The following is a 22,446-nucleotide window of genomic DNA, read 5'->3' as shown; positions in this document are numbered from 1 at the left end:
GCCCCGGTGGCGCGCCTTTTGTTGTCGGGTCAATTGCCAAAGAGCTGCCGCAGCACACCCCCGATGGCATTTTCCACTTCATTCACGTCACGGCGGAACTGATCCGCAGCCTCGCGCAGAGACTCAGGGGTGCGCACGTTACGGTTGCCGGACGTCCCTTGTTGCTGCGGTTGGAGTTCCGCGACGCGCGGTGGCGGCAGGGTCATCGGCAGTTGGCGGATCGGGTCGCCCTCGTGCACGCGAGCCATGGTCTCACGCCAGATTTCTGCCGGAAGGCCGCCGCCCGTCACCCCCGTCAGGGGGGTGTTGTCATCATAGCCCATCCAGACACCGGCCACGTAGTCGGCCGTGAAGCCGACGAACCACGCGTCCCGCGCGGCTTGTGTCGTGCCTGTCTTGGCGGCGGCCGGGCGGCCGTCGGGAAGTTTTGCGCGCTGGCCGGTGCCCGATTCCACGACCTGGTTCATCATGTAGATCAGCTGATCTGCGGCCCCTTGCGTGATGACCCGTTCCCCGATGCCGCCCGTTTGGCCCAGAATTGGCTCCGGGTCATCCAGAAGGCGCAATTCGCTGAGCCCGTAAGGCGCGACGCTTGATCCGCCGTTCAGGATGCCCGCGTAAGCAGCGGTCATCTCCAGCAGGGTCGACTCCGAGGCGCCCAACGCCAGTGCGGGGCCTTCGGCCATGTCGCGTGCGATGCCGAATTCGGTCGCGACCTTGCGGACATTTTCGCGCCCCACGTCTTCGGACAAGCGCACAGCAGGGGTGTTGAGCGAAGTCTTGAGCGCATGAGTCAGGGTCACGTTGCCATAGAACTGGTTCGTGTAGTTGCGCGGCGACCACGGCCCCGAGCCGGGAATGTTCAGCGTCAGCGGTGCATCGAGGATCAGATCGTCATACCGCCACCCAAGGTCCAACGCAGCTGCGTACACAAACGGCTTGAAGGCAGAACCGGTCTGCCGCAAGGCCTGTGTCGCGCGGTTGAAGGCACCGGACACTTGGAGTTTGCGCCCGCCAACCATGGCCCGTACCGCGCCATCGGCGGACATCACGACAATCGCCGCCTGCGCCTTCGACCCCGCGCTGACCTTGGTTTCGAAGATGTATTTCAGCGCATCCTCGGCAGCTGTTTGAATGCCCTGATCCAGCGTGGACCGGATGATCACATCTTCGGTCGTCTGTGACGACAGGTACGAGGGTGCGGTGTCCATCACCCAGTCGGCGAAATAGCCGCCTGCGCGCTTTTCCGCAGCCTCGGACAGGGTCGCTGGGTTGGCGATGGCGACCGCGGCTTCGGTGCTGGACAGAAATCCCTGGTCCTGCATCAGGCGGACGATCGTGGCGGCGCGGGCCTGAGACCGTTCCAGATCGGAGGTGGGTGCGAATCGCGATGGCGCGACCAGCAGGCCGGCCAGCATGGCCGCTTCCGCCGGGTCGACATCCGCGGCGGACTTTCCGAAATAACGCTGAGACGCGGCTGCGAACCCCCGCGCGCCCGCGCCAAGATAGGCGCGGTTCAGATAGATCGTCAGGATCTCATCCTTGGTGTACTTGGCCTCCAGCGCCAGGGCAAAGGGGACCTCGCGCAGCTTGCGGGTGATGCCGCCGCCCCGACAGTCGGTCTCGTACTCCGCTTCCGTCATGCCGGAGGCAGGGTCATATGGCACACCAAGGCACAACAGCTTGGCCACCTGCTGTGTGATCGTAGAGCCGCCATGACCCTGCAACGGGCCGCGCCCTTCGCGCAGATTGATCCGCACTGCGCTTGCAATGCCGCGGGGGGACACGCCGAAGTGCCTGTAGAAGCGCCGGTCTTCTGTCGCGATGATCGCGTTCTTCAGATCAGGCGACACCGTGTCCGCCGTGATGATTCCGCCGAACTGATCCCCGCGCCAGGCAAACACATCGCCGTTACGGTCCAGCAAGGTGACGGAGCCGCGGACACGTCCGTCTGTCAGCTCCAATGCGGGCGGCAATTGCGCATAGTGATAGCCGGTAAAGCCCAGAACAATCAGAAGGACCACGGCCGAAACACGCCAGGTGATCGCGAAAATCAGGCCAAAAACCCATCCCAACACGCGGCGCACCATGCGCCCGACCCAAGTCTTGCCCTTGGCTTTCGGCGCTGCTTTGCGTGCCCGCGCGGGTGCTGCTTTCTTGGGCGTAGCCGCCTTGCGCCTGGTCGGCTTCGGCTTGGCGGTGCGCTTGGTAAACAGCCCCGAAAGCCATCCGGAGGACGCACGGGGTTTTGCGGCCTTTTTCGCGGGCCGTTTGTCGGCCCGCAGCACGGGACCCTTGCGATTGCCTGTACTCATACGCCGTGCCTGCCCTGAAGGTCTTGTAAATGCCGCTCCGCGACACCGGTGGCTTTACCCGAATATATGCCGCTTCGACTCAGAAGGGCACCCACGGGACACAGAATTGCCATTCTTGGTTTGATCAAAAAATAAGCAAAAGATAGGAAATGTGCAAAAAATGTGCGAAAACAACTCTCAGTTGTGCGTTATGCGCGCAGTTTCGTTGAAGCTCGGACGCACACGTTCTGTTGTGCGCCCGTGAACTCTCGCAGGGACACTGCAAAAGGAAGGGGTAACAATAGTGAAACTAATCATCGCAGCAATCAAACCGTTCAAGCTGGAGGAAGTGCGTGAAGCGCTGACGTCCATCGGCGTGCGCGGCATGATGGTCACCGAGATCAAGGGCTTCGGCTCGCAGTCCGGTCATACCGAAATCTACCGCGGCGCGGAATACGCCGTGAACTTCGTCCCGAAGGTCAAACTGGAAATCGTGGTCAGCGCTGCCATGGCTGATCAGGTCGTTGAGACCATCCAGAAAACCGCCAAGACCGACAAGATCGGCGACGGCAAGATCTTCGTCCTCGACGTGCAGCAAGCCGTGCGCGTTCGGACGGGCGAAACCAACGACGACGCGCTGTAACGCGCGCAAGTGATCCTTCGAGAAAGGCTTCAATGAAATGAAAATGACGAAATTCCTCCCCCTTGCGGTAGCAGCGGTCGCGCTCCCGTCGATGGGTCTGGCGCAGGACGCCGAAGTGCCTGCCGCCGTTCCGACCGATGTCGTGTTTATCCTCAACTCCCTGCTGTTCCTGATCGGTGGCTTCCTGGTGTTCTGGATGGCTGCGGGTTTTGCGATGCTGGAGGCCGGTCTGGTCCGGTCCAAGAACGTCACGATGCAGCTGACCAAGAACGTCGCGCTCTACTCGCTGGCATCGATCTTCTATTACCTGATCGGTTACAACCTGATGTACCCGCTGGGGTCCTGGGCAATCGAAGGCTACTTCTCCGCTCTGTTCCCGGCTGTGGGCGTGCTTGAGCCTGTGGGCGTTGCGGCAGATGCCGTGGATGACTACGGCTATGCGTCGACCGCGTCGGACTTCTTCTTCCAGCTGATGTTCTGTGCGACGACCGCTTCGATCGTCTCGGGTACTCTGGCCGAGCGGATCAAACTGTGGCCCTTCTTGATCTTCGTGATCATCCTGACCTCCATCATCTACCCGCTGCAGGCGTCGTGGAAGTGGGGCGGTGGTTTCCTGGACGAGATGGGTTTCCTCGACTTCGCGGGCTCGACCGTTGTGCACTCCGTGGGTGGCTGGGCCGCTCTGGTTGGTGCGATCATCCTTGGGCCGCGCCTTGGGAAGTACGACTCCACAGGCAAGATCCATCCGATGCCGGGTTCCAACCTCGCGCTGGCAACCCTGGGTACGTTCATCCTGTGGCTCGGCTGGTTCGGTTTCAACGGCGGCTCGCAGCTGGCGATGGGATCCATCGGTGACGTGGCTGACGTCAGCCGTATCTTTGCCAACACCAACACGGCAGCCGCAGGCGGTGCAATCACGGCACTGATCCTGACGCAGGTGCTCTACAAGAAGCCTGACCTTACGATGGTTCTCAACGGCGCCCTGGCAGGCCTCGTGTCCATCACGGCTGAGCCTCTGACACCGTCGCTGGGCATGGCAACGCTTATCGGGGCCATCGGTGGTGTGATCGTGGTCTTCACGGTTCCGATGCTCGACAAGATGAAGATCGACGACGTCGTCGGCGCGATCCCGGTTCACCTGATCGCGGGTATCTGGGGCACAATCGCGGTGGTTCTGACGAACCCCGATGCGAGCCTGATGGTCCAGTTGACTTCCATCGTCATCGTCGGTGCGTTCGTGGTCGTCGTCTCCGCCATCGTGTGGTTCATCCTGAAGGCCACAATGGGCCTGCGGGTGAGCGAAGAGACCGAAATCAACGGGCTCGACATGGCCGAAATGGGCATGGAAGCCTATCCGGAGTTCTCCAAGGGTTGATCCCTCCTTCCTGATCAACCTGATACCTTCCCGGGCGGGCTTGCTCGCCCGGGTTTTTCAGAAGATTTCGTTTAACGATTTCCGCCCTGTTCGGGCAGTTTTCCTGGCCCAAAGCGGGCCAATATTCCCTCCAGTGCATAGACTGCGCCGCGGTAAGCCCCGCGGCGTTTTTTTAGCCGCGCCCGCGCATGACTTCGGCCAGTGCGCTGGCGATCCTCGGGCAGGTTTCCTCGGTGACCCCCGCCAGATTGATCCGCCCATCGCCAACCATGTAGATGCCATGAACTTCCCGCAGATGCGCTACGCGGGTTTCATCCAGTGGCAGAAGGGCGAACATGCCCACCTGATCGGTCAGCACGTCAAAAAGGTCCGATTGCAGCTCTGCTCGCAAGGCCTGCGCGAGCCTCTGGCGCGATGTTCTGAGCGTTCCGCGGATGCTGCCCAGTTCTTCCGTCCAAGAGCGCCGCAGATCGGCATCGTTCAGGATCTCCGTCACAACTCGTGCGCCATGGTCCGGTGGAAAGGTGAAATCCATCCGATTCAGAACCGCGAGATGGCTTTGCACGACCCCCGCATGGTCCGACAACACGAATGCCAGCCCCACACGCTCGCGGTATAGTCCGAAGCTTTTGGAACCTGAGAAGGCGATTAGAACCTCAGGCAGGCACGCGGCGGCTTGGCGTATCCATCCCGCGTCAGCCTCGGGCGTATCCGCAAAGCCAAGATAGGCGGCGTCGATCAGGGGCACCGCCCCGTTGCGTTGCAGCACGTTCAGAATGGCCGCCTGCAAATCCGGGTCCGGGTCAGCTCCGGTCGGGTTGTGGCAGCACGCATGCAGGATCACAACATCGCCCGCCTGCACGCCCGATAGATCGCGTAGCACTGCATCTCGGTCCAAGACGCAGGCGGCGCGGTCAAGCCACGCGTAGGGCTGCGCCGACAGGCCAAGATCCTGCGCGAGCGCCCAGTGGTTCGGCCAAGTTTGCCGTGGAATCCAGATCGTGGCATCGGGTCGTGCGACGCGGGTCAGCGCCAGCAATTGCCGCACGGCCGACGTGCCCCCAACGGTTGCAGCGGCCGCCATGCGCTGCGGCGCTTGCCCGAACAAGAGCTGTGCGACTGCCGTATGGAAAGCGGAATCCCCCAGCATGCCGACATAAGCCTTGGTCTCCTGGGTCCGCCAAAGATGTTGTTCTGCGGCCTTGACGGCCTTGAAGACCGGCGTTGTACCGTCCGGTTCGCGCCAGATACCCACGCCTAGGTCGATCTTGTCATCGCGCGGATCGTCCCGAAACGCCTGCATCAGGGTCAGAATGGAGTCCGTTGTCCGGGCTGTCAGGGTTTCGAACATGCCCCCGGCCGTATCAGCCCGTGGCGACCTTCAGGTCGCCATAGGAGCCCCATTCGGTCCACGACCCGTCGTACAGGCTGTGCTGCCCATGCCCGAGACGTTCCAGGGCAAGGCTCAGGATCGCTGCCGTCACGCCCGACCCGCAGGAGGTGATGACGGGTTTCTTCAGGTCCACCCCCGCCTCCTCGAACACGGCGCGCAATGCATCGGTTTCCTTCATCGTGCTGTCGTCGTTCAGCAAGGACTTGTAATGCACGTTCAGGGCGCCCGGGATGTGGCCCGCGCGCAGGCCGGCGCGCGGTTCGGGCTCTTCGCCCCGGAACCGCGGTGCGGAGCGCGCGTCGACGATCTGGGGCGTGCCGATTTTCGAAGCTGCGGCAACTTGGGTGACATCCTTGATCAGATGCGCCTGCCGCTGGACCGTGATGTGGCGGTCGCGGATAACCGGTGGCAGGTCTTCGACCTCTCGACCTTCGGCCTGCCACTTCGGAAGGCCCCCGTCCAGAACCGCAACGTCGGACTTGCCCATCAGCTTGAACAACCACCACAGCCGCGCGGCCGAAAAGAGGCCGGCGCCGTCATAGACCACGACCTGATGTCCGTCGCCAACCCCCAGCGACCGCATGCGCGAGATGAACTTCTCAACCGGCGGGACCATGTGTGGCAACTCGGAGCGCGCGTCGCTGATCTCGTTGATGTCCACGAACCGGGCACCGGGAATATGCGCGGCGTCATACTCGGCGCGCGGATCCCGGTCCTCTGTCGGAAGATAGAAGCTTCCGTCAAGAATGCGCAGATCGGGATCGGACAGATGCGCTGCAAGCCAGTCGGTGGATACGAGGGTCTTGGGGTCGTCTGCGGACACGAGCGGATAGCCTTTTTCACTTATCGTGACCACTTGCCTAGCGAGCGCAGACCGGTCTGGCAAGTTTTCGGACCGAATCCGCCGCGAATCCTGATCCAGCTCAGCCTTGCTGTTTCAGCAGGCGCTGCTTCTGGCGGTTCCAGTCACGCTTGGCGTCGGTCGCGCGCTTGTCGGCGAGTTTCTTGCCCTTGGCGATGCCGACCTTCATCTTCACCAGTCCGCGATGATTGAAATACATCACCAGCGGAACGATGGTCATGCCCTGCCGCTGGGTGGCGTTCCACATTCGCGCGATCTCCCGGCGGGAAGCGAGCAGCTTGCGGCGCCGCCGCTCTTCGTGCTTCCACGTCTTGGCCTGCTCGTAGGGCGCGATGTAGCTGTTCACCAGCCACAGCTCGCCATCATCGACCTCTGCATAACACTCGGTGATCTGTGCACCGCCCTGCCGCAGCGATTTGACCTCCGACCCCATCAGCTGGATGCCGACTTCCAGATCATCCTCGATCGCATACTCGCGCCGAGCCCGCCGGTTCTCGGCGATCACTTTGTAGTTCTTTTCCTCGGGTGTCTGCGCTTTGGCCATGGCGTTCACATATCAGGCCGATGGACGGTGTCTACAAGGGGTCTTTGGCCGCGGGCGGGATATCGACCGTTTCCAGCCATGGTTTCAGATCGACAAGGGGCGTCCCATCGTAGACGTCAATTGCATCGATTCCAATCCGACCGGCTTCGGGATCGAGCTCCGTGATGCGGACCGTACACATTGCAATCGGGTTGGGCCGCGCCGGGGAGCGCAAGGCAAAGACACCGCGCGGTCCATCCACATGACGCGGGCGCTGCACGATGATATCGCGGCGGGTTCGGTCCATCCAATAGAGCAGGACAATCGCCTGACCGACCGACAACCCCTGCAATCCGGGTCCGTAGCCCTCTGTCAGTTCGATATGCGCGCCCTGACCGGTTTCACGTGCGCGCCCGATGTTCTTGGGGCAGTCTTCCTTGCCCCAGGGAGAGCGGATCGTGCCGATAAAGGCTACGGTGTCGTCGGCACTGTTCGCCGGATCGAACGGCAATACAGTCTCGCCGGGTCTTGGGTCACCCATCAGTGGATACCTCGGGACCGGGGCTTGAAAGACGCATGTGCAAAAGCTCCTCATCGAGATCGGGGTCGTGGCGCCGCGACACTTCGCGAAAACCGTAGTGCGCGTAGAATGCCCTTGCGGCAAAGTTCGGGGCGGCGACTTCAAGGTGCAGTGTTGCTCCGGCCTGGACATGGTCGAGCAAAGACCAGCCAACGCCCTTGCGTTGCGCGACGGGATCCACGAACAGCCCGGCAACCTCGCCTCCGGGGCGCAGGGCAAGAAACCCGACCGGACCGTCGGCCTCCGCGATCCAGACCTCACAGGCGGGCAAGTAGACCGTGGAGACAGCCGTTTCCTCCTCAACCAGGCGACGCGCGCCCAGATACCTGTGCGACGCGGAAACCGCGCGGCGCCAGAGCGCTGTAAGGGCAGCGTGATCGCGCGGGCGCGCGGGCCGGATTTTCAGATCAGCTGAGCAAGTCTGCGTGCGCCATGGCATCTTTGATGGCCTGTTTGACCCCGTCCGTCAGTTCCAGCAAGGGGGAGCGAACTTCGGTCCCGCACAGCCCCAGCAGGCTAAGCGCATACTTCGCGCCAACCAGCCCGGGTTCAAGGAAGATCGCCGTATGTAAGGGCATCAACTTGTCCTGAAGGGTCAGCGCGGTGGCATAATCACCCGCAAGCGTCGCCTCCTGAAACTGGGCACAGAGTTTGGGCGCGACGTTTGCCGTGACCGAGATGCAGCCAACGCCCCCGTGCGCATTGAACCCCAGGGCCGAGGCATCCTCGCCCGAAAGCTGGATGAACTCCTGTCCGCAGGCAGCACGGGTCTGAGACACGCGCACGATATCGCCGGTTGCGTCCTTGACGCCGACGATGGTGGGCAGCTTGGCAAGCTCCGCCATCGTCTCAGGGGTCATGTCCACGACGGACCGCCCCGGGATGTTGTAGATGATCATCGGCAGGTCGGTGGCCTGCGCCAGCGTGGTATAATGCGCGATCATCCCGGCCTGTGTCGGCTTGTTGTAATAAGGCGTGACCACCAACGATCCCGTCGCTCCGACGGCGGCGGCGTATTCGACAAATCGCACGGCCTCTCTCGTGTTGTTCGACCCGGCACCCGCGATCACCGGCACACGGCCCGCGGTCACGTCGACCACGCGGGCAATCACAGCCTCGTGTTCTTCGTGGCTGAGCGTTGGGCTTTCGCCGGTGGTGCCCACGGGAACAAGCCCGTGCGACCCTTCGTTGACATGCCATTCCACCAGCGCTTCGAGCGTCTTGTAGTCAACGGCGCCGTCTTTCATAGGTGTGACCAGTGCTGGCATTGACCCTTTGAACATGATGGCGCCTCCTTGGCTTGTGGCGTGAACTTTTGATTTGCATTCGGCGGATACTCTCTGCTTTGGGGTCAAGGCAAGAGGGCGGGCAGAGAAACCTTGCCGTAGGCGCAGCGCGCACCCTATCTGTTGGGCGCGCAGGACAGGAGCAGATCAATGACCCCCATTGCCCGAATTCTCGGCCCCGCAGCGGTCTGCCTGATGCTGTCTGTGCTGACGGCCACCGCGGGCCAGCTGTCGGACGCCCTGCAGGCGGCGCGCGGCGGGGATTGGACGCAGGCGCAACGCCTGTCGCTAAGACTGCCGACCGAACAGCGCGATGTGGTGTCCTGGACCAGCCTGCGCGCGGGCAAGGGGGAATGGTCTTTTTACCGCGACTTCCTCGCCCGCAACCCGGATTGGCCCGGTCTGCCCCTGCTGCGGCGCGCGGGCGAAGGGGTGATCCCGACCAATGCGTTGGCGGGTGATGTGATCGCGTACTTCGCAGCGGCGGCTCCCCAAACGGGCACGGGGGCCTTGCGTCTGGCGGCTGCATTGCGGTCCCGGGGCGATCTTGCCGGAGCTGAGGCCGTGATCGTCGAGGCGTGGAAGACCATGACCCTGAGCGAGAGCGAGTTTACCGCGATCCTGCGCGATTACTGGAACGAGGTTACCCCGCACAATGTGGAGCGGCTTGATATGCTGCTCTGGAACGGGCGTACCACGGCTGCGCGTCGGATGTTCGACCTCGTGCCGGAAGGCTGGCGCCGCCTGGCCGAGGCGCGCATCGCCCTGCGCACCGCGGCACCCGGCGTGGATGGGTTGATCGCCCGCGTGCCGTCGTCCCTCTCCGCGGATGCGGGGCTGGCTTACGAGCGGTTTCAATGGCGGGCGCGGAAGGGGCGGTTCGAGAGCGCGGCTGAAATCCTCGCTGCGCGGTCGACCTCCTCCGCATCGCTTGGCCGGCCAGAGGAATGGGCCAATCGGCGTCGCGGGATCGCCCGGGATTTCATGCGCGACGACAAGAACCGCGCTGCTTACGAACTGGCGTCTAAGCATTTCCTGACCGAGGGGCGGCACTTCGCGGATCTGGAGTGGCTGTCGGGGTTTCTGGCGCTGCGCAAGCTTGATGATCCGGAGGCCGCGCTTGCACATTTCCGGCGGTTCCGCGGCGCGGTCTTCACGCCCATATCGTTGGGGCGTGCAGGCTACTGGGAAGGCCGGGCGCTGGAGGCGCTGGGCCGGACCGAAGATGCCCGCGCGGCGTATGCTTTCGCGGCAGAGTACCAGACATCGTTTTACGGCCAACTCGCGGCAGAGCGCGCGGGGCTGCCCACCGACCCTGCCGTGATCGGACGCGAGAGTTATCCGGGCTGGACGAGCACCCCCTACGCCAAGAGCACAATTTTTGCCGCCGGGGACGCATTGATGAAGGAAGGTGAGCGCGATCTTGCAGAGCGTTTCTTCCGCCATCTTGCAGAGCGCCTGACCGCCGAGGAGATTGGCAGCCTTGCGCAGTACACGCTCGACGCGGGCGAGTTTCACATCGCGCTGCGCCTTGCCAAATACGCTGCTGGGCGTGGTGATATCCTGCACCGGCCCTATCACCCGATCGCACCTCTGGGCGACGACCTGCCGGTCAGCCGCGCGCTTGCCCTTGCCGTAGCCCGGCGCGAAAGCGAGTTTGATCCGGTGGTGATTTCCCCTGCGGGAGCGCGGGGCATGATGCAGCTCATGCCGGGTACTGCGAAGGAAATGGCGCGGGCTTTGGGGGAGCCATATGACCTCGGTCGTCTGTTGACCGATCCTGCGCAGAACGCGCGGTTCGGGTCCGCCTATCTGGCGCGGCTGATCGGTGATTTCGGGGAAAACCTGACGCTGATCGCAATCGGCTACAATGCCGGGCCCGGTCGTGCGCGGTCCTGGCCGGACAGGTTCGGTGACCCCCGCGGAATGTCCGAGGACCAGATCGTCGACTGGATCGAACATATCCCGTTCCGCGAGACGCGCAGCTATGTGATGCGCGTGGCCGAGAGCCGGGGGGTATACGGCATGCGCCTGGCCGGCGAGGTCGGTCCCTGGAACGTGGTCGAGCGGCTGACGGCGCGCTGACCGCGCCATTCACGGTTTCGCGGTCTGCCGCTCCCTCCAAAGGGTGAAAAGCCCGGCAGCGATCACCAACCCGGCGCCAAGCACGACATTGCTGCGCAAAGTCTCGTCGAAAAGCGTCAGTCCGAGGGCGGAGGCCCAGACAAGTTGCAGATAGGCAAAGGGCTGTACGGCCGATGCCTCGGAGACGTCATAGCATTTGATCAGAAGCCAGTGGCCAAGGGCGCCGGACAGGCAGAGCGCCCCCATCCAGATCCAGTCGCGTGGGGCCATCGGTTCCCAGAACCAGATGCCGACAAGAGTGATGGCGACACCTCCGGCGGCACCGGTCCAGAAAAAGCTGGTGGCCGCATCATCCTTGCGAGCGGCATAGCGGGTCAGCAGGCCATAGAGCGCAAAGCAGAATGCCGCTGCAAGCGGGATCAGCGCGGCCGGCTGAAACACGCCGCTGCCCGGTTGCAGGATGATCAGCACGCCGACGAAACCGATCGCGATCGCGCTCCAGCGGCGCCAGCCGACGCGCTCGCCCAGCAAGGGGCCACTCAGTGCAGCGATCAGCAGCGGATAGCAGACGAACACCGCATGAGTTTCCACCAGCCCCAGAACCACGAAGGCCACGACCATGATGCAAATCTCGACCACTAGCAGAACCGCCCGGAAAACCTGCAACCAGGGCTGAGATGTTCGCGCGGCGGCGCGCAGTCCACCCGGCGCGCGCGCGGCCAGCGCCATCACGAAGGCTGCGAAAAACCAGTACCGGATCATCACGACCATCAGGACATTGTATGACGCCCCCAGATGCCGCGAGAGTCCGTCCTGAATGGTGAATACCATCGTGGCGGCCACCATCAGAAGGATGCCAAGACGTGTGTTCTGTTCGGTCATCGCAAGCGCCCGACGCTCATGTGCCGTTTGCGCCCGAAGCCCGGGACACGTGACACCTCGAACCCAGCCGCAGCAAGGGCGCGGCGCACATGCCCCGCCGCCGTGTAGGTCGCAAACCGTCCGCCCGGTGCGGTGTGATCTGCCACGGCTTGCAGCAGTGCAGGGTCCCAAAGCTCGGGGTTCTTGGCGGGCGAGAACCCATCAAGGCACCACGACTGCGCGGTGCCCGGCCAATCAGGCAAGGTTTTGCGCGCGTCACCCCGGATCAGCTCGAAGTCCAGATCCGGCGCGCTCCATCTGGTGCCGCCAGAGGCCAGAACGTCCAGAACGTCATCAATCTCTGCGGCGATCTCCGAAAAATGTGCGAGCGCCTCTCGCATGGCCGGGACAGGCATCGGAAACGCCTCGAAACTGGTGAAGCGAAAGCGCGGGGTCAGCCCGGCATCGCGATGCGCCGCGCGCATCACGGCCAGCGTCAACCCGGTGCCGAAACCAAGTTCCGCAACATGGTGCGGGGCGGCATTGGCGAAGCGCTTCGGCAAACCATTGCCGCGCAGAAAGACGTGGCGCGTTTCGGACAGTCCGTCCGCCATGGAGAAATAGGGATCCTCGAAGCGGCGCGATATCGGCACGCCCTGTGGGGTCCAGGTCAGATCAGCCTCTTGGCCTTTCATCCGGTTCCGTCCTAAGTCGGGGTCAAACGCACGCGAGCATGGGCAAGGAGTTCGGGATTGGCAATCGCAGAAGTGACCGTTCTGGGGGCCGGAATTTTCGGTCTGTCCGTCGCCTGGGCCTGTACCTTGCGTGGCGCCCGAGTGCGGGTCATAGACCCGGGTGGTGTAGGTTCGGGTGCGTCCGGGGGCATCGTGGGGGCGCTGGCCCCGCATACGCCCGAGAATTGGAACCCCAAGAAGCAGTTGCAGTTGGAAAGCCTTCTGCTGGCGGAAGCATGGTGGACCCGGATCGCCGAAGAAACAGGGCAGGACCCGGGCTATGCACGCCTGGGTCGCGTACAGGCGATTGCCGATGCGCGGGCGCTGGATCTTGCGCGTGCGCGGGCAACCGGAGCCGGGGCACTCTGGCAAGGTCGTGCCCGATGGCACGTGGTGCCGGATCGGGACTTTGCAGGCTGGCTTGCGCCGACGCCGACGGGTTTTGCGATCCACGACACCTTGTCCGCGCGGTTGCATCCGCGGCGGGCCTGTGCGGCCATGGCGACCGCTCTGACCGCCCGTGGTGCCGAGGTCGTGCGCAGGGGCGCCGTGCAGGGCGCAGTGGTGGAGGCGACAGGCGTTGACGGTCTGCTGGAGCTGTCATCCGCCTTTTCAGCACAGGTGGGCAACGGTGTAAAAGGGCAGGGCGCTGTTCTGGATTTCGACGCGCGGGCCTTGCCGCAGCTTTTTCTGGACGGGCTGCATATCGTGCCCCACACGGATGGCACGGTGGCTATCGGGTCAACGTCCGAGCGCAGCTACGAGACCCCCGATACCACCGACGCGCAGCTCGATGCCTTGCTCGATAAGGCGCGGCAGGCGGTTCCCGCGTTGCGTCACGCCGCCGTTCTTACCCGGTGGGCCGGCGTGCGCCCGCGTGCGCGGTCGCGTGCGCCGATGCTCGGCGTGCATCCGCTGCGCACCGACAGGTTCATCGCCAATGGTGGGTTCAAGATCGGGTTCGGTATCGCCCCCGCGGCGGCAGAAATGATGGCTGATCTGATCTTGGAGGGGGATGATCGCATTCCCGAGGATTTCCGACCCGAGGCGAGCCTGCCCAAAGTCCCCGCGCCGTGATTTATGGGTTCGAAGCAACCGTGCTGGCCGTTTCGTTCGCCGCAGTGCTTGCGGGAACACTCGTGCAGCGGCTCGCGGGGCAGGGTCTCGGGATGCTCGCCGCCCCGGTCATTGCACTCGTTGCCCCCGAGGTCCTGCCCGCCGCGCTGTTGTTCCTGGGAATCGCTGTCGGGATCGGGTCAGTTTCGGTCGACCCCAAGGCCATCGCCTTGCCCGAGCTTCCCCCGGGGTTTGCCGGTCGCGCGCTTGGGGCCGTCATTGCGGCGTCGCTGGCGGCGCGTCTTCCCGCGCCGGAGGCGATTGGGCCAATAATCGCGGGAATGGTGTATCTTGGCATCGGGCTTTCCCTGATCGGGGTCCGTGTGGCGATCACGTCGGTCAGCCTGTTCTCCGCAGGCACTGTAGCGGGCCTGATGGCGACGCTGACCGGTGTCGGGGCACCGCCAATGGCGCTGCTGTACCAGCATGAGACACAGCGACGGTCCACGGCCATGCAGAACACGTTTTTCTTCTGGGGTATGGTTGTCAGCGTCCTGGCACTTGGGTGGTACGGCCTGTTGACGGTCAACGCGCTTGTATTTGCCGGACTGATGCTCCCTGCAGTGGGATTTGGACTGCTGGTCGCCCGTCCGTTGTCGGCACGCGTTGCGCGGGCCGCGATCCGGCCCTGGGCTCTTGGCCTCGCTGCACTTGCTGCCACCACATTGCTGATCAGGCAGCTCTAGCCGCGTTCTGTTCGGCGATGGCACGCAGGTCGCTCATCAGCTTTTTCAGAAGCTCGCTGTAACTATCGGTCTTCAACTGCCCGGCCTCGTCGAATTCCTTGAACGCGGCAGCCACCAGAACCTCAGGCCCGGGCAGCACATGGGCCGCGAAAGGCATCATCGCCAGTCTCAGCGCATATGCCCCCCGGGCGCCCCCGGCGCGCCCCGCTGCCGCGGCCACAATAGCCACGGGTTTGTCCGCCCACGGCTTGCTTTCGGTGCGGCTCACCCAGTCCAGTGCATTCTTCAGGACACCTGTCAGGCTTTGATTGTATTCGGGCGACGCGATGATCACCGCATCGGCGGCGGCAATCTGGTCCGACAGGGTCTGTACCTCTGCCGGAATGCCATCAGCCGCTTCGAGGTCGCCGTCATAGAGCGGAAGGCGCAAACTGGCTTCGACGAACTCATCGGCGGCGAAGTACCGGGCGCCCTCGCGCATCAGCTGGGTGTTGAATGAGCCTGCGCGCAGCGAGCCGGACATACCGAGAAGTTTGATTGGTGGCATTGGCGATGTCTCCTGCTGATCCGTTGTCGGCATGGGTGCCGGTCATGTCTTTCGCGCAAGTAGCACGGTTTGCAGCGCGGTCACGGGTGTCAATCGATCCGAACGGTTTTGCGGACGTGATGCCAGTTTGCGCAGGATTGAAGCGCCTTTGCGCGGTTTTCGGGCACCGCCTGCGCACGTGCGCGACCTTGTGGGACCGGTGACGCGGGAACGACACACCTGCCGCCCCGCCACCGTTGCCGTCTACGACTTTAGTCCTAATCCTTTTTGCAGGAGGGACCTCTTCCCCGCGCGGTTCTTACTCGGCTCGGGGCTGTTGCAAATCGGCGGTTCGACCGGTCGCCCCAGACGAAGTGAGCGTTACGATGAACGAAGTTTTGGCTGCTTTGATGTTGTGGATCAGTGCGAACACCGCATACGACACCACAGGAATGCCGTTGCCCGAGGTGATCGAGATGACGCCTCAGGAACTGACCGCCGAATACTACACTGATGCCCCGCAACTTATGCCCGCGAAGGGTGTCGATGAGCGTATTCAGGCGCTCTATTCGATCGAGGAAGGCCCGCATGGGCGCGTCTACATTCTTGACGCGGACCTCGTGCCGGGGGCTGCCGACGGTGATGACGCGTACGACAATCCGTTGTTCCGCGAGATGTTGTTGCATGAACTGGTTCACCATGTGCAACACGTGTCGGGTGTGGCGGACAGTTACCTGTGCCCCGCCCAGGGAGAGGTCGAGGCCTATCGGGTCGGAGGCGTTTACCTCAAGCAGGTGCACGCGGACGATCCGATGCCGAACCGCGCGTTCTGGGCGCATATGTATTCGCGCTGCTAGGCAGCGTTTCCCGCCTTGCGTCGCGGTGCCTCTCGGCTAGGGTGGCGCAACATGATTTTAGCGGTTCTCATCCTTCTCGTTGCGCAATTGGCGGGCGAGGTCACCGCGCGGAGCTTGGGGCTGCTGATCCCCGGTCCTGTGCTGGGGCTGGTATTTCTGCTCGTCGCTCTGCTGGTGTTTCCAAGACTTGCGGACGTCGTGCGCGGAACGGCAAGCGGATTGCTGTCGCACCTGTCGCTCCTCTTCGTGCCTGCGGGTGTCGGTGTCGTGGCGCATCTTGACGTCCTTGGCGCGAATGCAGGGCCGCTTCTGGCGGCGCTGGTCCTGTCGACCCTGCTGGCCATCGTGGTCGGGGCCTTGGTGTTCGTTGGCGTCGCGCGTCTGACGGGAAGCGGCGCGGATGAGTGAACTGACGGAAATCTGGGTGTACCTTGCGTCGGAGCCGCTCTTGTGGCTGACCGCCACGCTGGCCGCCTATCTGGCGGGGGACGCGCTTTTCAAAGCGTCCGGCCGGCGCCCATTGGTCAACCCGGTTCTGATCGCGGTGGCCTTGTTGGCCCTCGTTCTGTGGGCCACCCGGACACCCTATCAGACGTATTTCGAAGGCGCACAATTCGTCCATTTCATGCTTGGACCGGCGACAGTGGCGCTGGCAGTGCCGCTTTGGTCAAACCTCGGGCAGGTTCGGAAAACCGCCGTGCCTATGGCTGCGGCCCTTGTGGCCGGGTCGGTGACGGCAATGGGGTCGGCCCTCGCCCTTGGCTGGGCCTTCGGGCTGCGCGGCGATGTGCTCTTGTCGCTTGCGCCCAAATCCGCGACCGCTCCCGTCGCACTCGGGATTTCGCAGGCCATTGGCGGGTTGCCCACACTGACGGCGGTCCTGGTCATCCTGACGGGGATTATCGGTGCCGTCTTCGTCACGCCACTTTTGAACCTGCTGCGGATAAAGGACTGGCGCGCGCGTGGCTTTGCCACCGGCGTTGCCGCCCACGGTATCGGAACCGCCCGCGCGTTTCAGGTGAACGAAACGGCAGGGGCTTTTGCGGGGATCGGGATGGGCGTAAACGCGGTGCTGACAGCCGTGCTCGCGCCGCTGATCATCGGGTTGTTTTTCTGACGGAGGGGACATGACAGAGCATTCGGACTCAGATCGCCACAACGCGAAGATGGCCAAGAAGAAAGCCGCGCGCGACAAGATCATGGCGACCAAGACTGGCGAAAAGGGGTTGGTGATCGTCCATACCGGCAAGGGCAAGGGGAAGTCCTCCTCCGCGTTCGGCATGATCTTTCGCTGCATCGCACACGGGATGCCTTGCTCTGTCGTCCAGTTCATCAAGGGCGGTATGAGCACCGGAGAACGCGATCTGATCCTCAGCCATTTCCAGGACGCCTGTGCCTTCCACACCATGGGTGAAGGATTTACCTGGGAAACGCAGGACAAGGACCGGGATATCGAGATGGCGCAGGCCGCCTGGGTGAAGGCCAAAGAGTTGATCCGGGATCCGAAGATGCGCATGGTGCTGCTGGACGAGATCAACATAGCCCTGCGCTACGATTACCTCGACGTGAATGACGTGGTCGCGTTCCTGCGCGACGAGAAACCAGAAATGACCCACGTGGTTCTGACCGGGCGCAACGCCAAGGACGAGTTGATCGAACTGGCCGACCTCGTCACCGAGATGGAACTGATCAAGCATCCGTTCCGCTCTGGCATCAAGGCGCAGCAAGGCGTGGAATTCTAGGTTTTCGGATGTCGGCAGCGTATTTCCTTTTTACAGGGGTGCGTTAGGATTTCGGGAAAGAGGGGGCTTCGATGTCGCGACTGGCTGCAAATCTGACCATGCTTTTCACCGAACTGCCTTTTCTGGACCGGTTCGCCGCGGCAGCTGAGGCAGGGTTTACGGGGGTTGAGTTCCTGTTCCCCTATGACCACACGCCCGAGGACGTGGCGCGTGCCAAGGAGGCCGCCGGGGTCGAGCAGGCGCTGTTTAATCTGCCACCTGGGGATTGGGACGCCGGGGACCGTGGTATGGCAGCCATCCCGGGCCGCGAAGACGAGTTTCGCGCCGGCCTCGGCCTTGCGCTGGAATACGCGGATGCACTGGACTGCCCGCGCCTGCATGCGATGGCTGGGATCCTGCCCGAAGGGTCCAACCCAATGAAAAGTTGGAATGTCTACCGTGACAATCTGACGTTGGCTGCCGAAACGGCAGAGGCTGCAGGCCGCATGATCCTGATCGAACCGATCAACACGAAGGTGACCATGCCGGGCTATGCTCTGGCCACTACGCAGGCGGCTGAGGCGATCCTCCACATGATCGACAAACCCTGCCTCGGTTTGCAGCTTGACCTGTTTCACATGCAAATCATGGAAGGCGTAAGCGAAGATCGTCTGCGCACCCTCATGCCCATAACCAAACACGTTCAGATCGCCGATACCCCGGACAGGCACGAGCCGGGCACGGGCGATATGGGGTTTCCCGACCCGCTGCTGATGCTGGACGGCTTGGGATATGACGGGTGGATCGGGTGCGAGTATACCCCGGCGGCGGGTACTCTGGCAGGGCTTGGCTGGGCTGATCCTTACCTGAAGGCGTCCTGATGCACGTGATGATCCTTGGGGCGGCCGGAATGCTGGGCGCCAAGCTTGCCCGGGCGGTCGACGGTGGAGCTGTGCCGGGCGCGACACGTCTGACATTGGTCGATCTGGTAAAACCGCAGCCCGTCGCGGGACTTCCTTGCGTGTGCCACGGGCTCGACCTGACCGATCCGGTTGCCCTGGACGAGTTGATCTCGACGGAGCCGGACATGGTTTTTCATCTGGCCGCGGTGGTATCCGGCCAGGCCGAGGCGGAATTCGATCTGGGCTATACGGTCAACCTTGATCTGACCCGTGCCTTGCTTGAGGGCCTGCGCGGGCTCCGGACGGCGCCCCGGCTGGTCTTTTCGTCATCGCTGGCGGTCTATGGTCCCCCGTTTCCCGATAGCGTACCGGAGGACTTCGTTTTGCGCCCTGCATCCAGCTACGGTGTGCAGAAGGCGATGGCGGAACTGCTTGTGGCGGATTACACGCGCAAGGGCTTCGTGCGCGGTACCTCCGTACGCTTGCCGACGGTATCCATTCGCCCCGGCGCGCCCAATGCTGCGGCAAGTGGCTTTCTGTCTGGCATCCTGAGGGAGCCGTTGGCCGGTCAGACCGCAGAGTTGCCCGTCGACGAGGCCACACGGGTCTGGATCGCGTCACCGGATGTCAGCGTCGCCGGGCTGGCCCACACGGGTGCGCTCGACTGGGCCAGTCTGAAGCCGCATCCCGTGCTGAATCTCAGGGGTATTTCGGTCAGTGTCGCCGAGATGCTGGACGCGCTCGAAGCCGAAGCCGGTCCAGAGGCACGGGCCCGTGTCGTCCGCGTGGATCGCCCCGAGATCGCGCGGATCGTGCAGTCCTGGCCGCAAGCGTTTGATACGGTGACGGCAACCAGGCTTGGGTTTCCGGTGAACGAAGGGATCGACGACGTGATCCGGGAATACGTCGGGCAGTTTGGGAAGATGGCGTGATTGGGCAAGATTGTCAGGCAATCAGGCCGTCGAGCGACAACCCGTCTGTAGACGCCGGTACGCAATCGCCTCTGCGCTTTCCTGTGACGGGCTGTCGAGGGTATCGAGCAAGGTCTCGGCAAAACTGTCCAGATGCCGATGCATGGCTTCACGCGCCGCGTCTGCATCGCCTTCGGTCAGGGCCTCGATGATCGCCTCGTGTTTGGCCACAAGAGCGGGTCTACGGTTCGCGTCCTCGACCGAGTCTTCCAGAAATGACCACAGCGGGTCCTGGGTGCGCCCGCCCCAGAACCGTGCGGCCAGACCCGCGAGGACGGCGTTTCCTGCGGCTTCGGCAATTGTCGCATGAAAAGCCTCGTCGGCCTGTGCGTCCCAACGCGATGCGGTCTCCATCCGGTGGACCGCATCCCAGAGTTTGTCGAGTTGCGCAGGTGTCGTCTGCTCAGCCGCCAAAGCGGCAAGTTCCCCTTCGATCAGTCTGCGTGCTTCCAGCGTTTCAAACGGGCCGTGGGCCATGCCTGCAGTTTCAAGAGGCGCGTCAGGAGCCTCGGTCGGTGTTTGCTCCGGCGTCGCTTCGGTTACGAAGGCGCCTGCGCCGAACCGCGTTTCGATATGCCCCATTACTTCCAAAGCGATAAGCGCCTCGCGCAGGGTGGCGCGACTGACCCCCAGACTTTCTACAAGCACGCGGTCTGGGGGAAGTTTCTTGCCCGCGGGCAGGCTTCCATCCTCGATCCTTGCGATCAGGGCCTCGGCAACCAATCGATACCGCGGGGTTTGTGGAATAGGGTCGAACATGGCGTATCCCGTGCTACACTCGCGATCATCATAGGCGGTAAAAATACACACTGGAACCCGCTTTGTATTATTGTTAGATTGTCAGGCAAAATGGGTCAGTTGCCCCGCATGTCTGAGGGAGGACACAAAAGATGGCGAAAACCGCATTCATTGGCCTTGGTGTCATGGGGTTTCCAATGGCCGGGCATCTCGCGTCGGCAGGGCATGACGTCACTGTCTATAACCGCACCACATCAAAAGCCGAGGCCTGGGCGGCGCAGCATGGTGGTTCGCATGCCGCGACCCCACGCGAGGCTGCGGCGGGCGCGGACTTCGTGATGACCTGTGTGGGAAACGATGATGATCTGCGGTCTGTTGTCTTTGGTGAGGCCGGCGTGCTCGCGGACATGTCGTCCGGCGCGACCTTGATCGATCACACGACCGCGTCCGCTGACGTGGCGCGCGAGATTGCTGCTGCGTGCGCCGAAAAGGGCATCGGGTTCGTAGACGCGCCCGTCTCGGGCGGGCAGGCTGGGGCCGAAAACGGCCAGCTTGCGATCATGTGTGGCGGTGCACTGGCCGATTACGACGCCGCTGTTCCAATCATGGACGCCTATGCCAAGGCCACATCCCATTTCGGTGACGCGGGCGCAGGTCAGTTGACCAAGATGGTCAACCAGCTTTGCATCGCGGGTTTGGTCCAGTCGATATCCGAAGGCTTGTTTTTCGCGATGGAGGCCGGGCTGGATGCCAAGAAAGTGGCGCAGCTCGTCGCGCAGGGCGCAGGCGGATCCTGGCAATTGGCAAACCGTAACGAAACGATGATCGACAACGAGTTCAACCACGGCTTCGCCGTCGACTGGATGCGCAAGGATTTGGGCATTGCGCTTGATCAGGCGCAGTCCATGGGTGTGTCGCTGCCTGTCGCGGCACTGGTCGACCAGTTCTATGCCGAAGTGCAGCAAATGGGTGGAGGACGTTGGGACACCTCCAGCCTGATCCAGCGGTTTCGCAAGATGAAGGGCCAGGAGATTTGATCTCCGACCCGGAGCCCTTTTTGCGGCATCTCTTTGATGCGGCGGTGTCGGCGGCTGACCCTGCCATTGCAGTGCCAAGGTTCCTGCCGGAAAAACCGGCAGGACGCGTCGTGGTCGTCGGGGCAGGCAAGGCCTCTGCCAAGATGGCGCAAGCGGTGGAGGCAGCCTGGGGACCCTGCGAGGGCATCGTGATCGTGCCCTATGGCAGCGCCCTGCCAACCGAAGGGATCGAGATTGTGGAGGCGCGGCATCCCGTTCCGGATGCGCCGGGCGAGGCTGCGGCACGGCGCATTCTGCAACTGGTATCGGGTCTGCGTGAAGGCGATCTTGCCTTGTGCCTGATCTCGGGCGGCGGGTCGGCGCTCATGGCCGCCCCGGGCGACGGCCTGACCCTTGAGGATAAACAGGCGATCAACAAGGCGCTTCTGTCCTGCGGGGCGGCGATTGATGAAATGAACTGCGTGCGCAAGCATCTGAGCGCGACCAAAGGCGGTCGGCTGACTGTTGCAGCATGGCCTGCAAGGACGGTCACGCTGACGATCTCGGATGTACCAGGGGACGATCCGGCCACAATCGCTTCGGGTCCCACCGTGCCGGACCCGACAACGGCGACAGACGCGCGGGCCATTCTGGCCCGGTATCATCTGGATGTGTCGGATGCGGTGGCGGCATTTCTGCAAACGCCGGCCTCTGAAACCCCCGATCCCGGACACCCGGCGTTTGCGGCGTCGGCGTGCCATGTCATAGCGGCACCGCGACAGGCCCTCGAAGCCGCTGCAGAGGCCGCGCGGGCGGCCGGCATTACGCCGATGATCCTGGGCGATGCGCTTGAAGGCGAAGCGCGCGAGCTGGGCATCGTGATGGCGGGCATCGCCCGTTCAGCGCTGACCCACGGTGCACCGATCAGCGCACCTGCCGTTCTGCTCTCGGGAGGGGAAACGACCGTCACGGTCAAGACGAAACCAGGTCGTGGGGGGCGCAATTCGGAGTTTCTGCTATCATTTGGCCTGCATGCGGGGCCTGATATCTCCGCGATTGCCTGCGATACGGACGGGATTGACGGGTCCGAGAGCAACGCCGGGGCCCTTTGGATCCCGCGCGTGGCCGCTGCCGAACTGGACGCCCGTGCCTATCTGGACAGCCATGACGCGTTTTCCTTCTTCGAAAAAGCGGGCGGTCTGGTCGTCTCGGGGCCGACGCACACCAATGTGAACGATTTCCGGGCAGTGCTGATCCAGTAAGTGGTCCTGAAACAC

General features: G+C 63.2%; 24 protein-coding genes. 13 read left to right on the top strand and 11 right to left on the bottom strand.

The window, feature by feature from the left end; genetic code table 11:
• Positions 1 to 29 precede the first annotated feature (29 nt).
• On the bottom strand, positions 30 to 2,315 hold the full coding sequence (locus ACP15N_RS13505; protein WP_425092836.1) for a transglycosylase domain-containing protein: 2,286 nt from the start codon (positions 2,313 to 2,315) through the stop codon (positions 30 to 32).
• Between the two features lie 283 nt (positions 2,316 to 2,598).
• Here ACP15N_RS13505 and ACP15N_RS13500 point away from each other — a divergent pair, with 283 nt between their 5' ends.
• A complete protein-coding gene (locus ACP15N_RS13500) occupies positions 2,599 to 2,937 on the top strand; it encodes a P-II family nitrogen regulator (protein ID WP_425092835.1) in 339 nt (112 codons plus the stop codon).
• 37 nt (positions 2,938 to 2,974) lie between these two features.
• Complete coding sequence (locus ACP15N_RS13495; protein ID WP_425092834.1) at positions 2,975 to 4,312, top strand: ammonium transporter; 1,338 nt, start codon at positions 2,975 to 2,977, stop codon at positions 4,310 to 4,312.
• A gap of 172 nt (positions 4,313 to 4,484) precedes the next feature.
• Here the strand turns inward: ACP15N_RS13495 and ACP15N_RS13490 are convergent, their stop codons facing one another.
• From ACP15N_RS13490 to dapA, 6 genes are all read right to left on the bottom strand, one after another.
• On the bottom strand, positions 4,485 to 5,663 hold the full coding sequence (locus ACP15N_RS13490; RefSeq protein WP_425092833.1) for an aromatic amino acid transaminase: 1,179 nt from the start codon (positions 5,661 to 5,663) through the stop codon (positions 4,485 to 4,487).
• A gap of 13 nt (positions 5,664 to 5,676) precedes the next feature.
• Positions 5,677 to 6,561, bottom strand: coding sequence for a 3-mercaptopyruvate sulfurtransferase (sseA, locus tag ACP15N_RS13485; RefSeq protein ID WP_425092832.1), 885 nt, complete (start codon positions 6,559 to 6,561; stop codon positions 5,677 to 5,679).
• A gap of 67 nt (positions 6,562 to 6,628) precedes the next feature.
• On the bottom strand, positions 6,629 to 7,111 hold the full coding sequence (gene smpB / locus ACP15N_RS13480) for an SsrA-binding protein SmpB (RefSeq protein ID WP_425092831.1): 483 nt from the start codon (positions 7,109 to 7,111) through the stop codon (positions 6,629 to 6,631).
• A gap of 31 nt (positions 7,112 to 7,142) precedes the next feature.
• On the bottom strand, positions 7,143 to 7,631 hold the full coding sequence (gene tsaA / locus ACP15N_RS13475; protein ID WP_425092830.1) for a tRNA (N6-threonylcarbamoyladenosine(37)-N6)-methyltransferase TrmO: 489 nt from the start codon (positions 7,629 to 7,631) through the stop codon (positions 7,143 to 7,145).
• Positions 7,624 to 8,109, bottom strand: a complete 486-nt coding sequence (locus tag ACP15N_RS13470; protein ID WP_425092829.1) for a GNAT family N-acetyltransferase — start codon at positions 8,107 to 8,109, stop codon at positions 7,624 to 7,626. Before ACP15N_RS13470 ends, tsaA begins: the two co-directional genes overlap by 8 nt.
• Entirely contained in the window at positions 8,078 to 8,953 is an 876-nt protein-coding gene (gene dapA / locus ACP15N_RS13465; protein WP_425092828.1) for a 4-hydroxy-tetrahydrodipicolinate synthase, read from the bottom strand. Before dapA ends, ACP15N_RS13470 begins: the two co-directional genes overlap by 32 nt.
• Before the next feature lie 153 nt (positions 8,954 to 9,106).
• Here dapA and ACP15N_RS13460 point away from each other — a divergent pair, with 153 nt between their 5' ends.
• Positions 9,107 to 11,041, top strand: coding sequence for a transglycosylase SLT domain-containing protein (locus tag ACP15N_RS13460; protein ID WP_425092827.1), 1,935 nt, complete (start codon positions 9,107 to 9,109; stop codon positions 11,039 to 11,041).
• 9 nt (positions 11,042 to 11,050) lie between these two features.
• On the opposite strand, the gene ACP15N_RS13455 is transcribed toward ACP15N_RS13460, so the two are convergent.
• Both ACP15N_RS13455 and mnmD read right to left on the bottom strand, forming a co-directional pair.
• Entirely contained in the window at positions 11,051 to 11,923 is an 873-nt protein-coding gene (locus ACP15N_RS13455; protein WP_425092826.1) for a DMT family transporter, read from the bottom strand.
• Positions 11,920 to 12,597: a tRNA (5-methylaminomethyl-2-thiouridine)(34)-methyltransferase MnmD gene (gene mnmD / locus ACP15N_RS13450; protein WP_425092825.1), complete on the bottom strand. Its 678-nt coding sequence runs from the start codon at positions 12,595 to 12,597 to the stop codon at positions 11,920 to 11,922. The genes ACP15N_RS13455 and mnmD overlap by 4 nt, the downstream gene beginning before the upstream one ends.
• 63 nt (positions 12,598 to 12,660) lie before the next feature.
• On the opposite strand from mnmD, the gene ACP15N_RS13445 reads away from it, so the two are divergent.
• Together ACP15N_RS13445 and ACP15N_RS13440 are read left to right on the top strand one after the other, a co-directional pair.
• Positions 12,661 to 13,713, top strand: coding sequence for an NAD(P)/FAD-dependent oxidoreductase (locus tag ACP15N_RS13445; protein ID WP_425092978.1), 1,053 nt, complete (start codon positions 12,661 to 12,663; stop codon positions 13,711 to 13,713).
• Entirely contained in the window at positions 13,710 to 14,438 is a 729-nt protein-coding gene (locus ACP15N_RS13440; protein WP_425092824.1) for a TSUP family transporter, read from the top strand. Before ACP15N_RS13445 ends, ACP15N_RS13440 begins: the two co-directional genes overlap by 4 nt.
• On the opposite strand, the gene ACP15N_RS13435 is transcribed toward ACP15N_RS13440, so the two are convergent.
• Complete coding sequence (locus ACP15N_RS13435) at positions 14,425 to 14,985, bottom strand: NADPH-dependent FMN reductase (RefSeq protein WP_425092823.1); 561 nt, start codon at positions 14,983 to 14,985, stop codon at positions 14,425 to 14,427. The two genes, ACP15N_RS13440 and ACP15N_RS13435, sit on opposite strands and share 14 nt — an antisense overlap.
• A 365-nt stretch (positions 14,986 to 15,350) precedes the next feature.
• On the opposite strand from ACP15N_RS13435, the gene ACP15N_RS13430 reads away from it, so the two are divergent.
• From ACP15N_RS13430 to denD, 6 genes are all read left to right on the top strand, one after another.
• Positions 15,351 to 15,821 (top strand): hypothetical protein, encoded by a 471-nt coding sequence (locus ACP15N_RS13430; protein ID WP_425092822.1) that lies wholly within the window; start codon positions 15,351 to 15,353, stop codon positions 15,819 to 15,821.
• A gap of 51 nt (positions 15,822 to 15,872) precedes the next feature.
• The gene (locus ACP15N_RS13425) at positions 15,873 to 16,229 is read left to right on the top strand and encodes a CidA/LrgA family protein (RefSeq protein ID WP_425092821.1); all 357 of its coding nucleotides are present in this window, start codon (positions 15,873 to 15,875) and stop codon (positions 16,227 to 16,229) included.
• Positions 16,222 to 16,938 (top strand): LrgB family protein, encoded by a 717-nt coding sequence (locus tag ACP15N_RS13420; RefSeq protein ID WP_425092820.1) that lies wholly within the window; start codon positions 16,222 to 16,224, stop codon positions 16,936 to 16,938. Before ACP15N_RS13425 ends, ACP15N_RS13420 begins: the two co-directional genes overlap by 8 nt.
• Before the next feature lie 10 nt (positions 16,939 to 16,948).
• On the top strand, positions 16,949 to 17,563 hold the full coding sequence (gene cobO / locus ACP15N_RS13415) for a cob(I)yrinic acid a,c-diamide adenosyltransferase (protein WP_425092819.1): 615 nt from the start codon (positions 16,949 to 16,951) through the stop codon (positions 17,561 to 17,563).
• A 71-nt stretch (positions 17,564 to 17,634) separates the two neighbouring features.
• The gene (gene otnI / locus ACP15N_RS13410; protein WP_425092818.1) at positions 17,635 to 18,423 is read left to right on the top strand and encodes a 2-oxo-tetronate isomerase; all 789 of its coding nucleotides are present in this window, start codon (positions 17,635 to 17,637) and stop codon (positions 18,421 to 18,423) included.
• The gene (gene denD / locus ACP15N_RS13405; RefSeq protein WP_425092817.1) at positions 18,423 to 19,376 is read left to right on the top strand and encodes a D-erythronate dehydrogenase; all 954 of its coding nucleotides are present in this window, start codon (positions 18,423 to 18,425) and stop codon (positions 19,374 to 19,376) included. Before otnI ends, denD begins: the two co-directional genes overlap by 1 nt.
• Before the next feature lie 21 nt (positions 19,377 to 19,397).
• Here denD and ACP15N_RS13400 read toward each other — a convergent pair whose 3' ends face one another.
• The gene (locus ACP15N_RS13400) at positions 19,398 to 20,174 is read right to left on the bottom strand and encodes a FadR/GntR family transcriptional regulator (RefSeq protein WP_425092816.1); all 777 of its coding nucleotides are present in this window, start codon (positions 20,172 to 20,174) and stop codon (positions 19,398 to 19,400) included.
• Between the two features lie 131 nt (positions 20,175 to 20,305).
• Here ACP15N_RS13400 and ACP15N_RS13395 point away from each other — a divergent pair, with 131 nt between their 5' ends.
• Entirely contained in the window at positions 20,306 to 21,190 is an 885-nt protein-coding gene (locus ACP15N_RS13395; RefSeq protein ID WP_425092815.1) for an NAD(P)-dependent oxidoreductase, read from the top strand.
• A 20-nt stretch (positions 21,191 to 21,210) separates the two neighbouring features.
• Positions 21,211 to 22,431 carry a glycerate kinase type-2 family protein gene (locus tag ACP15N_RS13390; RefSeq protein WP_425092814.1) on the top strand — a complete coding sequence of 407 codons (1,221 nt, stop codon included), beginning with the start codon at positions 21,211 to 21,213 and terminating at the stop codon, positions 22,429 to 22,431.
• Positions 22,432 to 22,446: the final 15 nt, after the last annotated feature.

It is taken from the genome of Tropicimonas sp. S265A (assembly GCF_049800835.1).
Lineage (GTDB): Bacteria > Pseudomonadota > Alphaproteobacteria > Rhodobacterales > Rhodobacteraceae > Dinoroseobacter.
This window is presented reverse-complemented; position numbering and strand designations above follow the sequence as displayed.

Excerpts from the sequence above, each read along its gene's own strand:
- ACP15N_RS13505 (WP_425092836.1), bottom strand. The coding sequence starts at position 2,315 with ATGAGTACAGGCAATCGCAAGGGTCCCGTGCTGCGGGCCGACAAACGG.
- ACP15N_RS13495 (WP_425092834.1), top strand. The coding sequence starts at position 2,975 with ATGAAAATGACGAAATTCCTCCCCCTTGCGGTAGCAGCGGTCGCGCTC.
- ACP15N_RS13490 (WP_425092833.1), bottom strand. The coding sequence starts at position 5,663 with ATGTTCGAAACCCTGACAGCCCGGACAACGGACTCCATTCTGACCCTG.
- smpB (WP_425092831.1), bottom strand. The coding sequence starts at position 7,111 with ATGGCCAAAGCGCAGACACCCGAGGAAAAGAACTACAAAGTGATCGCC.
- tsaA (WP_425092830.1), bottom strand. The coding sequence starts at position 7,631 with ATGGGTGACCCAAGACCCGGCGAGACTGTATTGCCGTTCGATCCGGCG.
- ACP15N_RS13470 (WP_425092829.1), bottom strand. The coding sequence starts at position 8,109 with ATGCCATGGCGCACGCAGACTTGCTCAGCTGATCTGAAAATCCGGCCC.
- dapA (WP_425092828.1), bottom strand. The coding sequence starts at position 8,953 with ATGTTCAAAGGGTCAATGCCAGCACTGGTCACACCTATGAAAGACGGC.
- ACP15N_RS13460 (WP_425092827.1), top strand. The coding sequence starts at position 9,107 with ATGACCCCCATTGCCCGAATTCTCGGCCCCGCAGCGGTCTGCCTGATG.
- ACP15N_RS13455 (WP_425092826.1), bottom strand. The coding sequence starts at position 11,923 with ATGACCGAACAGAACACACGTCTTGGCATCCTTCTGATGGTGGCCGCC.
- mnmD (WP_425092825.1), bottom strand. The coding sequence starts at position 12,597 with ATGAAAGGCCAAGAGGCTGATCTGACCTGGACCCCACAGGGCGTGCCG.
- ACP15N_RS13435 (WP_425092823.1), bottom strand. The coding sequence starts at position 14,985 with ATGCCACCAATCAAACTTCTCGGTATGTCCGGCTCGCTGCGCGCAGGC.
- ACP15N_RS13430 (WP_425092822.1), top strand. The coding sequence starts at position 15,351 with ATGAACGAAGTTTTGGCTGCTTTGATGTTGTGGATCAGTGCGAACACC.
- ACP15N_RS13425 (WP_425092821.1), top strand. The coding sequence starts at position 15,873 with ATGATTTTAGCGGTTCTCATCCTTCTCGTTGCGCAATTGGCGGGCGAG.
- ACP15N_RS13420 (WP_425092820.1), top strand. The coding sequence starts at position 16,222 with ATGAGTGAACTGACGGAAATCTGGGTGTACCTTGCGTCGGAGCCGCTC.
- cobO (WP_425092819.1), top strand. The coding sequence starts at position 16,949 with ATGACAGAGCATTCGGACTCAGATCGCCACAACGCGAAGATGGCCAAG.
- otnI (WP_425092818.1), top strand. The coding sequence starts at position 17,635 with ATGTCGCGACTGGCTGCAAATCTGACCATGCTTTTCACCGAACTGCCT.
- denD (WP_425092817.1), top strand. The coding sequence starts at position 18,423 with ATGCACGTGATGATCCTTGGGGCGGCCGGAATGCTGGGCGCCAAGCTT.
- ACP15N_RS13400 (WP_425092816.1), bottom strand. The coding sequence starts at position 20,174 with ATGTTCGACCCTATTCCACAAACCCCGCGGTATCGATTGGTTGCCGAG.
- ACP15N_RS13395 (WP_425092815.1), top strand. The coding sequence starts at position 20,306 with ATGGCGAAAACCGCATTCATTGGCCTTGGTGTCATGGGGTTTCCAATG.